The sequence below is a fragment of the Amycolatopsis orientalis DSM 43388 genome (assembly GCF_000411975.1).
Taxonomy (GTDB): Bacteria; Actinomycetota; Actinomycetes; order Mycobacteriales; family Pseudonocardiaceae; genus Amycolatopsis; species Amycolatopsis orientalis_D.
Map to the genome: position 1 here is coordinate 71134 of NZ_ASXG01000015.1, position 13642 is coordinate 84775.

Here is a 13642-nt window from a genome sequence, read left to right on the forward strand (position 1 = left end):
CCTCGCATCGATCGGACCACGACGGGCGATCCGGCTCGCGGTCCCTTCCGGGGCCGCTCACGGTTGCGGGCCAGCGCCGGATTCTCACCGGCTTCCCCCGTTCGTGGCGAAGAACTTGTCGACGTTAACGCACCGCAGGCCCCGCCGGTAGCGACCGCGGCCACACCTACACTTCCGGGCGTGGGACAGGACCAGCTGCGCGTCGGCCTCGTAGGAACCGGACCGTGGGCCACCACGGTGCACGCTCCCGGGCTCGCCGATCATCCAGGGACCGTGCTCAGTGCCGTGTGGAGCCGGCGTCCGGAAGCCGCCACCGCGCTGGCGCAGGCCTACGACGCGGTGCCCACCAGCGATCTGGACGAGCTGTTCGAGCAGGTCGACGCGCTCGCGTTCGCGGTGCCGCCGACTGTGCAGGCCGAGCTGGCGACCCGCGCGGCCGAAGCGGGCAAGCACCTGATCCTGGAGAAACCGATCGCCGCCGACCTGGCCACCGCGCAGCGGCTCGCCGACGCCGTGACGTCCGCGGGCGTCGCTTCGCTGGTGATGCTGACGCTGCGGTTCGCCCAGCAGACGCGCGATTGGCTGGACGGAGTCACCGCGGCTGGCGGCTGGCGAGGCGGCAGCGTCCGATGGCTGTCCGGTGCGCTGCTCGCCGGCAAATACGCGACCTCGGCCTGGCGGCAGGACCCGGCCGGCGGCGCGCTCGCCGACATCGGCCCGCACGCGTTCGACCTGCTCGACGCCGCCCTCGGCCCGATCACGAACGTCCTCGCCGCGCACCGCGGTCCCGAGGACCTGTGGCAACTGCTGCTCGAACACGAGGGCGGCATCACGAGCACCGCGACGCTCAGCCTGCGCCTGCCGGTGCAGCCGACGGTGGTCGAGTACTCGGTCTTCGGCGAGCACGGTTTCCGCACGCTCGGCCGCACCGGCACCGCGAACGAGGCGTACACGTCGCTGCTGGACGATTTCGCCGCGATGGTGTCGAGCGGAACGACCACGCATCCCTGCGACGTCCGCCGGGGCGTACACCTGGCTCGGATCGTGGACCAGGCGCGCGCCGCGCTCGACCGTTAATTCGCTTGCCCGGTCTGGGACGATGAGCGGGAAGTTCGTTTCGGACGAAGGAATGCCTATGTGCTCCGCCACGGCCCGCTCCGGCCGCGTGGCCTGAGCTGTTCCGCGCGCCCCAGCGTGGGGATCTTCGTGCTGTCCAGGCTTTCCTTTTTCTCGAAAGGCTTTCTCCCATGTCCGCCCTGCAGGCATACGTCCGCGCGACCGCACCGATCGGCCGCGAAACCGAGCGAATCGGCCCGTTCCTGGCGACATTCGCCCAGGACAGCTCTCATCCGATGGCGAACTACGCCATCCTCGACGAGCGTGCGAAGCCGTCGTCCGCGGAGATCGCTCTGCTGATTTCCGCCTACCAGCAACGAAATCTCCTGCCCCGGCTGGAGTTCTTCACCGAAGCCGCCCCCGACGTCGAGGCACCTCTTGTCGCCGCGGGATTCACCCTGGAGCGTCGGGTGCCGGTGATGACGTGCACTGCCGAAGACCGCACCGATTGCGTTGCGCCAGAACACATTCAGCTGCGCGAGCCGTCGTCCGACGACGAATTCCGCCGCCTGCGTTCGGTGCAGAACGTCGCCTTCGGAGAGTCGCCGGAGGTGTCCGACGCCGAGGTCGAACGCAGCCGCAAACACCTGACCGTCATGGCCGAACACGGCGAAACCGTTGTGGGCGGCGGAATCGCACTGGACATCGTGTCCGGAACAACGGAAATCGCCGGCATCGCAGTGGCCGCCGACTACCGAGGCCAAGGCATCGCGGCGGCGATCACCGCACACCTGACCCGCCTGGCCCACGAACGCGGTGCCCGGACGGCGTTTCTCACGCCGGGTGAGGTGGGGATTGGGACGGTGTACCGGCGAGCCGGGTATCAGGTCGCCGGTGAGTGTGTACACCTGTCGCTGAGCTAGGACTTTGGGTTCTCGCCGCCGCAACACACGACCGTCGCGGCGGCGAGGGCCTGCTATCCGGCGGCGTCCCATTCGACCGCGACTTCCCGCACTCCCCGGATCACGCCGTAGGTGCGCCGGGGCCGGGCATCCGCTTGAAGCCGCATGTTCGGCAGGGCTGCAAGCAGTTCCCGCACCATGACCCGCAACTCGAGCCGCGCAAGGTGCCGGCGAGACATCGATGCGCACCGGAGCCCCAGCCAAGATGCGCGGGCCGCGTCCGCCCACGCTCAGGGCGGAAAACGTCCCCGTCGCTGAAATGCCGCTCGTCACGATTGGCGCTTCCCCAGGCGAGCAGAACCCGATCCCCGACGTCGAGGAAGACTCCGCCCAACGGCATCTTCGACTACGACATCCGCGGCGCCGAGCCCATGCACATACGAACTGAATACCTCGCCATCGCCAGCCGCTTGCCGGATCTCGTCGTAGCCGGTCAGCAGGTGGAACCCGCCGTGCGCCGAGCTTTTCACCACTGGGCAGGCCCGCCGGATAGCGCCGAGACGTGCGTAAACGTCCTCAGCTACCACTGGATCGAGGTGGTCGAAATCGATTTCATCGGGAATTGGCCGTTCCGGAGATCGCGTCACTCATCAGGAATAGCGAAGCCGGAAAACAAGCCACAAGAAGGCAATTCAGCGATATCGCTAGGCAGACCTTCACCCGCAGTGATCAACAACGTTAATCGTCATACCGCCCGCCGCGGCCGCGTTTCACGTCGCTGCGGCGTTTCTTCGCTGCCAGGCGACGTTCCTTCGAGCCTCGCGAAGGCTTGGTCGGACGACGTTTGGCGGGCGGGGGTGCGGAAGCCTTCGTCAGCACCTCGGCCAACCGTTCCCGGGCCGCGTCGCGGTTCATCAGCTGGGAGCGGTGTTCGCTGGCCGCGATGGTCAGCACCCCGCCGACCAGGCGGGTGCCCAGCCGGGCCGTGATGCGTTCTTTCAGCGCGGGCGGGATCGCGGCGGAACCCGCGACGTCGAACGACAGCTCGACGCGCGAGTCCGTCGTGTTCACGCCTTGGCCGCCCGGTCCGGAGGATCGGGAGAAGCGCTCGCGCAGTTCGGCACCCGGGATCACGAACCGGGTGCCGACGCGTACGTCCTCCGCCATGTCCTCAGTGTCTCAAGACCGGGCAAGCGGCTTTCAGAACCGCGGGTGGTCGCCGGACAGGACCGCGCGCGGGCCGTCCGGGTCTTCGGCGGGCTGGACGTCGCCGAGGATCCACGCGGGCACGTGCCGGGCGGTGAGCACCGCCAGCGCCCGGTCGACGTCCTCCGACGACACGATCGCGACCATGCCGACGCCCATGTTGAACGTCTTCTCCAGCTCCGCGCGCTCGACCTTGCCGCGCTGCCCGATCAGCGCGAACACCGGGGCCGGCGTCCACGTGCCGCGTTCGAGCTTGGCGACCAGGCCGCGCGGCATCACGCGCGCGAGGTTCGCTTCGAGACCGCCGCCGGTGATGTGCGCGAACGTGCGCACCTCGGTCTCGGCGACCAGCGCGAGGCAGTCCTTCGCGTAGATCTTGGTGGGTTCGAGCAGTTCCTCGCCGAGCGTGCGGCCGAACTCCTCGACGTGCCCGTCCAGCGGCATCCGCGCGATGTCCAGCAGCACGTGCCGGGCCAGCGAGTAGCCGTTGGAGTGCAGACCGGACGAGCCCATCGCGAGCACGACGTCACCGGGGCGGACCTTCTCCGGCGACAGCAGCGCGGACGCCTCGACCGCGCCGACGCCGGTGGCCGACAGGTCGTAGTCGTGCTCGCCCATCAGGCCCGGGTGCTCGGCCGTCTCGCCGCCGAGCAGCGCGCAGCCCGCCTGGACGCAGCCTTCGGCGATGCCGCCGACCAGCGCCGCGATCTTCTCCGGCACGACCTTGCCGACCGCGATGTAGTCCTGCAGGAACAGCGGCTCGGCTCCGGTGACGACCAGGTCGTCGACGACCATCGCGACCAGGTCGATACCCACCGTGTCGTGCTTGTCGAGCGCCTGCGCGACCGCGATCTTCGTGCCGACGCCGTCGGTGGACGACGCGAGGATCGGCTCTTTCCACTTGTCGAGCTTGAGGGAGAAAAGCCCGGCGAAACCGCCGACCCCGCCGCGCACCTCGGGCCTCGTGGCCCGCTCGGCGTGTGGCTTGAGCAGCTCGACGGCCTGGTCACCGGCGTCGATGCTGACCCCGGCGGCTGCGTACGTGGCGCTCGTGGACTCGCTCACGGAAGCGGACTCCCTACTGGACATGCTTGGTTCACGGACGCCGGACGGCGTCTTCGGCACCGTACCCGGCGGCGCTGACCGGAGTCGCCGCGCCACCGGCGGCGTCCATGCTTTCGAGCAGGTGCTTGCCGATGAGCGCGTCCTCGGGCAGCGGGATCGGGTACTCGCCGGAGAAGCAGGCCGTGCACAGCCGCGACTTCGGCTGTTCGGACGCCGCGACCAGGCCGTCCAGCGAAATGTAGCCGAGCGAATCGGCCCCGATCGAGCGGCGGATGCCGTCGAGGTCGACGCCGTTGGCGACAAGTTCGGCCCGCGAGGCGAAGTCGATGCCGTAGAAGCACGGCCACCGCACCGGCGGCGACGCGATCCGCACGTGCACCTCGAGCGCCCCGGCCTCGCGCAGCATCCGCACGAGCGCGCGCTGCGTGTTGCCGCGGACGATCGAGTCGTCCACCACGACCAGGCGCTTGCCGCGGATGACGTCGCGCAGCGGGTTCAGCTTCAGCCGGATGCCGAGCTGCCGGATGGTCTGCGACGGCTGGATGAAGGTGCGCCCGACGTAGGCGTTCTTGACCAGGCCGGTGCCGTACGGCAGGCCCGAACCCTGCGCGTACCCGATCGCGGCCGGGGTGCCGGACTCCGGCACGGGCATCACGAGGTCGGCGTCGACCGGGTGCTCGGCGGCCAGCTTGCGGCCGATCTCGACGCGCGTGGCGTGCACGCTGCGGCCGGCGATCGACGTGTCCGGACGAGCAAGGTAGACGTACTCGAAAACGCAGCCCTTGGGCTCCGGGTTGGCGAACCGCGACGAACGCAGCCCCTCGGCGTCGATGGCGATCAGCTCGCCCGGCTCGACCTCGCGCACGAACGACGCACCGCAGATGTCGAGGGCGGCGGTCTCGCTCGCCACGACCCAGCCGCGCTCCAGCCGGCCGAGCACCAGGGGGTGCACGCCATGCGGGTCGCGAGCCGCGTACAGAGTGTTCTCGTCGGCGAAGACCAGGCAGAACGCGCCCTTGAGGGTGGGCAGCAAGTCCAGCGCGGCGGCCTCGATGCCCTTGTCCGCGGCGTTCGCGGCGAGCAGCCCGCAGACGAGGTCGGAGTCGCTCGAGGACCCGGTGAGCCCGGCGTGCGGCTTCAGCCCCGCGGCGACGGTGCGATCGCGCAGCTCCGCGGTGTTGACCAGGTTGCCGTTGTGCGCGAAGGACAGGCCGCTGCCGGTGTCCGTGGTGCGGAAGATCGGCTGGGCGTTCTCCCAGATCGTGGCCCCGGTCGTGGAGTACCGGCAGTGCCCGACGGCGATGTGCCCCTGCAACGACTGCAGGACCTGCTCGTCGAAGACCTGGCTGACGAGCCCGAGGTCCTTGAAGACGACGATCTGCGAGCCGTCCGAGACCGAGATGCCCGCTGCCTCCTGGCCGCGGTGCTGCAGGGCGTAGAGGCCGTAGTAGGTGAGCTTGGCGACCTCTTCCCCGGGAGCCCAGACGCCGAAGACGCCGCACTCCTCACGGGGTTCCGGTTCGGGTTGATCGTGATCTTCGGGTCGAGCAGGACTGGCGGAGGGGTCGGAAACCACCGGGAAGCTCCCAGGAAGACGTGGGCGGGCCGGGTTCAAGTGTAAGGGGTGGCGGGGGCGGGGAGGCGGTTCGCGGCGTGGTTCTGCCCACTACGGGGGAGAGGGATGTGAGCGGTGCTCTCGGTTTGGAGCGGGGGAGGCGTTTGCCTCGTCGCCTGGCGGCGACATTGCGCCCCCCGGGGTGGGCAGGCACCCCGAAGCCGAGTGTGCTGACGGTCTGAGGGTGGTTGTCAAGGCGGGAAAGCGTGCCTTGACAACCACCCTCAGACCGCAGGGAGGCTTCGTATCGGGGTGCAGGGTGGGGGGTGGCTGCATGGAGCTGCTGGGTGCTCCGGTGGCGGTGGGTGGGTGGGGTTTGTTGCTCGCGCGTGGGGCGGCGGCGCGGTCGGGGGCGGTCCGTGAAGGGCTCCTTGAGGGAATCTGCGTCTGGGAAGGAGTCCCTCACGGCCAGTGGACGGTCGCTCGGAGCCGGGGTGGGTGCGCGCGGCCGGAGCGAGGGCGAGGCGGAAATGAGCCAGGCCCGGTACGAGGTGGATTGGGCCACTTCGTACCGGGCCTGAAATCGGGGGGCACCGGCGGGGAACAGCGCGGAGTGGGTGAACTAGCGGGCGGCTAGCCACTTCGAGCGGCCGCCTCGGCCGGGGACCCAGCAGCCGTTCGCGGAGGCTGCGACGGGGGCCGATGGGCGCTCCGGGAGGGCTAGTACTTCGCCCAGTACCTGGCTTGCTTCGCCGCGCGTGCGCCACAGCGTGGACGCGGGGGCGAAGATGTTCTGCTCGTCGCCAGGGAGGCGGGTGGCCTCGACGTCGTCTTCGGCGTTCAGCCGGACCACGTCTACTACGTTGTCGTGGACTCGCACTCCGACCACGGCCTGCACCTCGCCGCTTCCGTCCGTCGGGTGGACGAACTGGTAGCCGCGGGCGATCAGTTGCTGCAGGCCTTGCTCGATGTCGAAGCCGGAGCCTACGACGTCGGTCTCAGCCGAGGACATCGTCGAATTCGCCGTCCTTCGCGCCGGCGAGGAAGGCGGCCATCTCCGCCCGCGTGTAGACGAGCGCCGGGCCCTCCGGGAAGCGGGAGTTCCGCATCGCGATCTCGCCCGAGGCCAGCGGGGCCACCTCGACGCAGTTGCCTACCGCGCCGCTGTAGCTCGCCTTGCGCCACTGCGCGCCGGTCAGACGGTCGGCCGGAATACCGTTCTCGAACCGCTCAGCCATGATGCCACCTTCCGGGAAGGACGATGAAAAGCTCAGGAATCTGCATGTGCATCTTCCTGTGACTTCGACGCTAGCACGCGCGCATGCAGCGGTAAATGCACGTGCAGAATTTTCTGCAAATTTCTCACTGCGTGACGACACGATTCAGTAGAAGTTCCCGGACAGGTGATTCGAGCACTACCCGAACGGGTTAATTATCACCTTGGGTCACGATATTGGCCACGTGATAACGCAGTGCGTTCGCAACTCGCCGCTGCCGGGTGCGGTGGGTGAAGGAAGAACACATACCGTGAGGACGGAACAGGCGACGGGGAGACCTGGAACCGGGTCAGGGGTAACGGAGTTCCGGACTTATGCACGAGCAGTAAGGAGAATGCGGGTGGGCTAGCTCTATTCAGCTACCCGTCGCACGGATGGCCGGGGCGGAATTCCCGGTGCGGAGAATTCCCCCGGGACCGGACGGCCGGTGCGGGAGCCGCGGCTTAGATCTCGGCCTTGCGCTTGGCGATGCGGGCCCGGCTGCGTTCGGGAGTCTCCGCGTCGACGGCCAGCAGGTCCAGCGCCCGGCCGTACTTCTCGATCTCGTCGCGCTTGTCCAGGTAGTGCGCGCCGGTCAGGTACTCGACGTAGACGATGTTCGGCAGTTCCGCCTCGGCGAAGCGGAGCAGCGAGAACGCGTGCTCGGCCGACAGGCCGCTTCGGCAGTACGGCAGGATCTGCACCGACACGTGCGGCAGCGTGGTGACCTCGAGCAGGTACTCCAGCTGCTGCCGGAACACCTTCGGCCCGCCGATCGGCCGGTACAGCACCGATTCGTCGAGCACCGCCCAGATCCGCGGCGCGTCCGGGCGGGCCAGCATCTTCTGCCGCCGCATCCGCAGGGCTACCAGCTGGTCCACGCGTTCGTCGGCCATTTCCGGACGGCCGTGGCTGAAGATCGCTCGCGCGTACGGCTCGATCTGCAGCAGGCCCGACACGAACAGCGGCTCCCAGATCTGGATGCGGGACGCCGCTTCCTCCAGTCCGACGAGGTCGGTGAACCAGCCGGGCACCGTCTCCCCGAACTTGCGCCACCAGCCCGCTTCGTTCGACTGTTTGACCATGTCGAGGAACGCTTTGCGCTCTTCCTCGTCGGAGACGCCGTACATGGTGAGCAGGTCGGCGACGTCGCGTTCCTTGAAGCCGACGCGGCCGAGTTCGAGCCGGGAGATCTTGGATTCCGACCCGCGGATGTTGTAGCCCGCCTGCTGGCGCGTGATCCCGGCTTCCTCGCGCAACCGGCGAAGCTGCGAACCGAGGATCATCCGGCGCGCTGTCGGGCCGAGGCTCTGCTCGCCGGCGGACACGCCTACCGCGTTCATGACCAGGGCCCTTCCATCGCCGCTCGTTCGTCGGGGAAATCGAAATCCGACTACCCAAAGTACACGCAAGGCCCGGCCCCGGACAGCGTGGCACAAGCCTCGGCTCAGGCGATTCTACGGAGTGTGTGCCTCAGAAGACACACCTGCGACAACAATTTGCCGCGGTAAATCAGATCCGGACGACCGGGAGCCAGTGCGAAAGGTCCGCCCGGCTGCCCGAGGCGGAAACGCGGGCGGCGCGGAGCGCGTCGTCCCACTCCAGGAGGCCGGTGGCCAGTTCGAGCCACGTCCGCGGATCGGTCTCGACCACGTTCGGCGGCGTGCCGCGGGTGTGCCGCGGACCCTCGATGCACTGCACCGCGGCGTACGGCGGCACCCGCACCTCGACCGTGTGGCCGGGCGCGTCCTGGGCGAGCGTGCGCAGCGTCGCGCGGACCGCCGCGGCCAGCTCGGGACGCGCCGGATCCGGTCCGGAGCCGCGCAACCAGTCCGAAACGGCCAGCACCGCCGCTCGTAACTGAGCGGGATCGACCGAACGCGAAGAGGCCATGCGACAACAGTAGAGTGGCCGCGGACGGACTTTCAGGCACCCGGCACCGAGGGACGGCGATGGCGCAGCGGGACGAGGCAGATCGGATGGTTTCCCGGACCCCGGCGGGCAAACGCGCGCGCCGGAACGCGTACCCCCGCCGCGGACCGCAAGGAAAACCCGAGATCACTCCCGAGATGCGGGCCAACGCGCGGACCAACCCGAACAGCTGGCTGTATGTCATCGACGAGGCCTTCGACGCCCGCGGCCCGGTGCCGTCGTGGGCGGTCGTCGGCGCGTATCCGGTGAACGGGACGGGAGAGGTCGTCGAGGACTTCCACCCCAACGACCGGTACCGGCCCTCGCCGAAGGCGCTCGGTTTTCCCGAGCCGCGCAACGAACTCGAGCGGCTGCTGCAGATGGTCCGGACCGACCACCGGCCCGCCGAGGACCTGCCGCGCGTCATCCTCGATTCGACGCTGCTGGTCTACGCGCTGTCCCCGGTGCAGCGCACGGTGATCGGCTTCCACAACGCCGACGGCCGCGTGCTGGTCCCGGCGTACACGTCGAAGTCGCTGGTCCCGCGCGAATGGCCGCACGCCCGCGCGGTGCTCGGCCGCGACATCGTCGGGCTGCTCGCCGGGCATCCGCTCGCGATCAACCCGCACGACCTGATCACCGCCGTCGTCCCGGCCGAGCACCTGATGAAGGCGCTGGCCGAAGAACGGCGCTGACCTGCGCAGACCACACTGGCGGGTGATCATGATTCGCCGAAACCCGCTCATCCGGGCATCGTGACGCAGCAGGAGTACACGCGTCCGGTGAGGAGCCCTGGGTGAAGCGTCATCTGCTGCTGCGCTGGAGCGCGGTTCTCTTCGCCGGGATCGCCGGCACGTCCCTGTGCGAGGCGGCGGAGGCGGCGCCGAGCTACGCCGGGGCCGCGGACAACTACGCCGGTTCGCAAATCGCGAAGCACGAAGGCGTGCTGGGAGCGCCGAACATCTCGTACACGACCGAAGACCAGTACCTCGGGCACGACGTCAGCGGACACCAGGGCCCGGTCGACTGGCCCGCCGCGGCGGCGGCCGGCGCGAAGTTCGTGTACGTGAAAGCCACCGAGGGCACCGGGTTCGTCAGCGGGCAATTCGCCCAGCAGTACAACGGTTCCTACCAAGTCGGACTCGTCCGCGGCGCCTACCACTTCGCGCGCCCGGACGTGTCCGACGGCGCCGCGCAGGCCAACTACTTCCTCGCGCACGGCGGCGGCTGGTCGGCCGACGGCAAGACGCTTCCGGGCGCACTCGACATGGAATACAACCCCTACGGCGAAACGTGTTACGGCAAGGACGCGAACGGGATGGTCGCGTGGATCCGCGCGTTCTCCGACACCTATCGCGCGCGCACCGGACGGCTGCCGACGATCTATACGTCGACGAGCTGGTGGAAACGCTGCACCGGAAACAACCCTTCTTTCGGAGGGAATCCGCTCTGGATCGCGCGCTACAACTCCTTCATCGGCGAACTGCCCGCGGGCTGGGGACAGCACGCCATCTGGCAGTTCTCGAACAGCGGGACCCTGCCCGGCGACCAGAACTGGCTCAACGGAGCCCAAACAGCGCTACGCAATCTGGCATTCGGGTGAACGTTCACGACGTCGTCACGAATTAGTCATCACCGCCCGATGAAAATCACCCACCCGCCCATTCATCTTCACGGAACTTGATGACAAACGACGATGCGTCCTCAAGAATCTCCCCCGTGGCGGCTACCTGCACATAGCCGCCCTCCGCGAGGGTATCTGTGAAGGGATCGACGATGTCCACTTCCCGAAGAGGACGGCGCACCGCGCTGCTGTCCGCTCTGACCGTCCCGGTTGTCGCGCTCCTGCTCGGCGCTTCAACGGAGGCGACGGCCGCACCGGCGGCTTCCCCGCTTTCAGCGAGCGAGATCAACGCCGTCAACGCCGACATCCAGGCGAACAACCACACCATGGGGTCGCAGATCCGGCGCGTCGAGGGGGATCAGTCCACCCCCGGCACGAAAGCCGCCGCGCAGCAGCCGCAACCCGCGGCCGCGCTGCCGAACCAGGTGGCGGCCACGGTGGCCGGCATGGACGTCGCCAGCTACCAGGGCAACGTCGACTGGGGCAACTGGTGGGGCCAGGGCAAGCGATTCGTCTGGACCAAGGCGACCGAGAGCACGAACTACACGAACCCGTACTTCGCCCAGCAGTACAACGGTTCCTACAACCAAGGCTTCATCCGCGGCGCCTACCACTTCGCCACCCCGAACACCTCGAGCGGAGCGGCGCAGGCGACCTACTTCGTCGCGCACGGCGGCGGCTGGTCCCGGGACGGCAAGACGCTGCCCGGTGCGCTGGACATGGAGTACAACCCCTACGGCGCGACCTGTTACGGCCTGAGCAAATCCGCGATGACGGCGTGGATCAAGGACTTCCACGACACTTATCACGCGAAAACGGGCCGCTGGCCGGTGATCTACACGTCGACGAACTGGTGGAACCAATGCGTCGACGGAGATTTCTCCAGCACCGCGCCGCTGTGGGTCGCGCGGTACGCGTCCTCGGCCGGAACGCTTCCGTACAACTGGGGCTACTACACCGTGTGGCAGTACACCTCGAGCCCGCTTGACCAGGACACGTTCAACGGCGCCTACGACCGGCTGCAGGCACTCGCCAACGGCTGACCTGAGCGGCGCGCACGGACGCGGCTCCCGGTTCTCCCCTCCTCCTGCCGGGCGGGGCGGCCGGGAGCCGCCTTTGTGCGCGCGTTACCCGCCTTGCACAATTGCAGACCTGGGGCGGAGACGGAACCGCCTGAGCCGGCGGGGCGTCAGACCGCGGCGCGAGTCGGTGCAGCAGGAAGGCGGAACCATGACTTACCCACCGCAGCCCGGACAGGGCGGGGACCCCTACGGCCAGGGCTGGCAGCAACCCGGCTCGGGCGGGGTGCCGCAGCAGCCGGGGTGGGACCCCAACCAGGCTCAGCCGCAGCCGGGCGGGTACCCGAACGCACCGCAGCCCGCGTGGGATCCGAACGCCCAGCAGCAGGGGTGGGACCCGAACGCGCAGCAGCAGTACCCGGGCTATCCGCAGCAGCCTTACGGCGGCACCCAGCAGTTCCCGCAGCAGGGCTGGGACCAGGGGCAATACCCCGGCGGACCCGGCGGCGAGCCGCCCAAGAGCAACAAGACCGGCCTGTGGATCGGCATCGCGGTGGCAGTCGTCGTGCTGGTCGCGCTGGGCATCACCGGGTTCGTCGCGCCGGGGTTCTTCCTGAGCAAGGACGACAAGAGCACCTCGCAGGCGCAGCCGCCCGCGCCGGCCCCGTCCCAGTCGTCGGAGGCGCCGCTGCCGAGCGACTCGTCCTCGCCGTCCACGGATTCGAGCGACGCACCCGACTCCGGCGGATCCGGGTCGGGCGAGGCGCGGCAGTTCATCAACGACTTCCTCGCGAAGCTCAACGCCAAGGACGCGGCCGGCGCGACCGCGATGGCCTGCCAGGGCACCGAGAGTATGTCGAAGAAGAGCATCGACGAGACCACCAGCGGCGACCCGCAGCTCACGCTCGGCAAGGTCACCGAGGGCAGCGCCACGACGAGCGCCCGGCTCAGCGGCACGCTGTCGGGCAAGGACGCCAGCGGCACGATGGTCGTGATGAACCGCGGGGGCGGCTACTGCGTGGGGCTGTACCTGATCCTGGCCTTCTGACCCGGTGCGCTCGCCGCTGCTGTGGACGCTGATCGCGTCGGTGGCACTGCTGTTCGGGGTCGGTGGCTGGCTGCTCACCGACCCCGCGACGAGCCACAGTGAAGCGCTGAAAACCGGCGGTCTCGCCGGTGGCGCGGTCGTGGCGCTGTATGCGTTGTGGCTCAACGATCGCCGCCGTCGCGTCGAAGAAGCACGGCAGGCGATCGAGCAGCAGCGGCACGACGTCGACCGCGAGCGGATCTCCGACGAGCGGTTCGCGAAGTCGGTGGAATTGCTGGGCCACGAAGCCGATCAGGTGCGCGTGGGGGCGTTGCACGCGCTGGCCGGACTGGCGCGGACGCGGCCGGAGTACCGGCAGACCGTGCTGGACGTGCTGTGCTCTTATCTGCGGCGGCCGTTCACGCATGCCCGCTACGGCGGCCTCGAAGGCACGGCGGAGCAGGAACGCGAACTGCAGGTGCGGCTCACCGCGCAACGGCTCATCCGGGACCTGCTGCCACCGTCCGATGTGGACGGACCGGGTCCGGACCTCGACCTGACCGGCGCGGTACTCGAGTACTTCGACCTGTCCCACCGCCGGATCGGCGGCCTGCTGCTGCGGCACGCTTCGCTGTACAGCAGCACGAACCTCAGCGGCTGCGTCTTCACCGGCCAGGCCTACTTCACCGCCGCGGGCACTGGACCTGGTCGACTGGTAGGCCTTTTCCGTTGCCGCAACGCGACTTTCCTCGACCGCGCCTGGTTCTCCGGCACCGCGTTCTCCGAGCGAGCCACTTTCTCCGAGACCACGTTCGCCGGGCGGACGACGTTCAAGGGGGCGACCTTCGCGAAGGAAGTCCTCTTCGACGGAGCGACGTTTTCGGATTCGGCGGAAGTACGGTTGCCGGACGGGTGGGAGCTGAAACCGCAGAATGGCGGCTTCGTCGCGGTGCCAGTCTGAGTAGCATCGAGAAACCGTGGACGTCTACGACGCGGTGCGCTCCCCGCGCTCTGTTCGCGG

Annotated in this window: 16 protein-coding genes and 1 riboswitch; of the genes, 7 read left to right on the forward strand and 9 right to left on the reverse strand. The window is 68.8% G+C overall.

The window, feature by feature from the left end; translation table 11 throughout:
• Positions 1-7 precede the first annotated feature (7 nt).
• A riboswitch (cobalamin riboswitch) is annotated at positions 8-134 on the reverse strand.
• A gap of 46 nt (positions 135-180) precedes the next feature.
• Together L942_RS01835 and L942_RS01840 are read left to right on the forward strand one after the other, a co-directional pair.
• Positions 181-1077 (forward strand): Gfo/Idh/MocA family protein, encoded by an 897-nt coding sequence (locus L942_RS01835; protein ID WP_037353993.1) that lies wholly within the window; start codon positions 181-183, stop codon positions 1075-1077.
• 170 nt (positions 1078-1247) lie between these two features.
• A complete protein-coding gene (locus L942_RS01840; RefSeq protein WP_037353994.1) occupies positions 1248-1979 on the forward strand; it encodes a GNAT family N-acetyltransferase in 732 nt (243 codons plus the stop codon).
• 53 nt (positions 1980-2032) lie between these two features.
• Here L942_RS01840 and L942_RS44100 read toward each other — a convergent pair whose 3' ends face one another.
• The 8 genes from L942_RS44100 to L942_RS01875 all read right to left on the reverse strand — a co-directional run bounded on the left by L942_RS44100 (position 2033) and on the right by L942_RS01875 (position 8933).
• On the reverse strand, positions 2033-2197 hold the full coding sequence (locus L942_RS44100; protein ID WP_158684403.1) for a hypothetical protein: 165 nt from the start codon (positions 2195-2197) through the stop codon (positions 2033-2035).
• Between the two features lie 499 nt (positions 2198-2696).
• Positions 2697-3125, reverse strand: coding sequence for an alternative ribosome rescue aminoacyl-tRNA hydrolase ArfB (gene arfB / locus L942_RS01845; RefSeq protein WP_037353997.1), 429 nt, complete (start codon positions 3123-3125; stop codon positions 2697-2699).
• A 33-nt stretch (positions 3126-3158) separates the two neighbouring features.
• Positions 3159-4229 (reverse strand): phosphoribosylformylglycinamidine cyclo-ligase, encoded by a 1071-nt coding sequence (purM, locus tag L942_RS01850; RefSeq protein ID WP_037354000.1) that lies wholly within the window; start codon positions 4227-4229, stop codon positions 3159-3161.
• Positions 4230-4260: 31 nt separating this feature from the next.
• Positions 4261-5805, reverse strand: coding sequence for an amidophosphoribosyltransferase (purF, locus tag L942_RS01855; protein ID WP_037354004.1), 1545 nt, complete (start codon positions 5803-5805; stop codon positions 4261-4263).
• Between the two features lie 601 nt (positions 5806-6406).
• Positions 6407-6796 (reverse strand): hypothetical protein, encoded by a 390-nt coding sequence (locus tag L942_RS01860; RefSeq protein WP_037354007.1) that lies wholly within the window; start codon positions 6794-6796, stop codon positions 6407-6409.
• Entirely contained in the window at positions 6783-7022 is a 240-nt protein-coding gene (locus tag L942_RS01865; protein ID WP_037354009.1) for a DUF397 domain-containing protein, read from the reverse strand. Before L942_RS01865 ends, L942_RS01860 begins: the two co-directional genes overlap by 14 nt.
• 482 nt (positions 7023-7504) lie before the next feature.
• Positions 7505-8383, reverse strand: a complete 879-nt coding sequence (locus tag L942_RS01870) for a helix-turn-helix domain-containing protein (RefSeq protein WP_037354011.1) — start codon at positions 8381-8383, stop codon at positions 7505-7507.
• Positions 8384-8552: 169 nt separating this feature from the next.
• Positions 8553-8933 (reverse strand): sterol carrier family protein, encoded by a 381-nt coding sequence (locus L942_RS01875; RefSeq protein WP_200862673.1) that lies wholly within the window; start codon positions 8931-8933, stop codon positions 8553-8555.
• 59 nt (positions 8934-8992) lie between these two features.
• Here L942_RS01875 and L942_RS01880 point away from each other — a divergent pair, with 59 nt between their 5' ends.
• Complete coding sequence (locus L942_RS01880; RefSeq protein ID WP_037354013.1) at positions 8993-9646, forward strand: type VII secretion system-associated protein; 654 nt, start codon at positions 8993-8995, stop codon at positions 9644-9646.
• Between the two features lie 119 nt (positions 9647-9765).
• Positions 9766-10554, forward strand: coding sequence for a lysozyme (locus L942_RS01885; protein WP_037354385.1), 789 nt, complete (start codon positions 9766-9768; stop codon positions 10552-10554).
• A 46-nt stretch (positions 10555-10600) separates the two neighbouring features.
• Here the strand turns inward: L942_RS01885 and L942_RS45790 are convergent, their stop codons facing one another.
• Positions 10601-10735: a hypothetical protein gene (locus L942_RS45790; protein ID WP_268745701.1), complete on the reverse strand. Its 135-nt coding sequence runs from the start codon at positions 10733-10735 to the stop codon at positions 10601-10603.
• Here L942_RS45790 and L942_RS01890 point away from each other — a divergent pair.
• The 3 genes from L942_RS01890 to L942_RS01900 all read left to right on the forward strand — a co-directional run bounded on the left by L942_RS01890 (position 10728) and on the right by L942_RS01900 (position 13582).
• Complete coding sequence (locus L942_RS01890; RefSeq protein WP_037354016.1) at positions 10728-11618, forward strand: lysozyme; 891 nt, start codon at positions 10728-10730, stop codon at positions 11616-11618. The two genes, L942_RS45790 and L942_RS01890, sit on opposite strands and share 8 nt — an antisense overlap.
• A 187-nt stretch (positions 11619-11805) precedes the next feature.
• Positions 11806-12642: a hypothetical protein gene (locus L942_RS01895; RefSeq protein WP_037354017.1), complete on the forward strand. Its 837-nt coding sequence runs from the start codon at positions 11806-11808 to the stop codon at positions 12640-12642.
• A gap of 4 nt (positions 12643-12646) precedes the next feature.
• Positions 12647-13582 (forward strand): pentapeptide repeat-containing protein, encoded by a 936-nt coding sequence (locus L942_RS01900; protein ID WP_037354020.1) that lies wholly within the window; start codon positions 12647-12649, stop codon positions 13580-13582.
• The last annotated feature ends 60 nt before the right edge of the window (positions 13583-13642 follow it).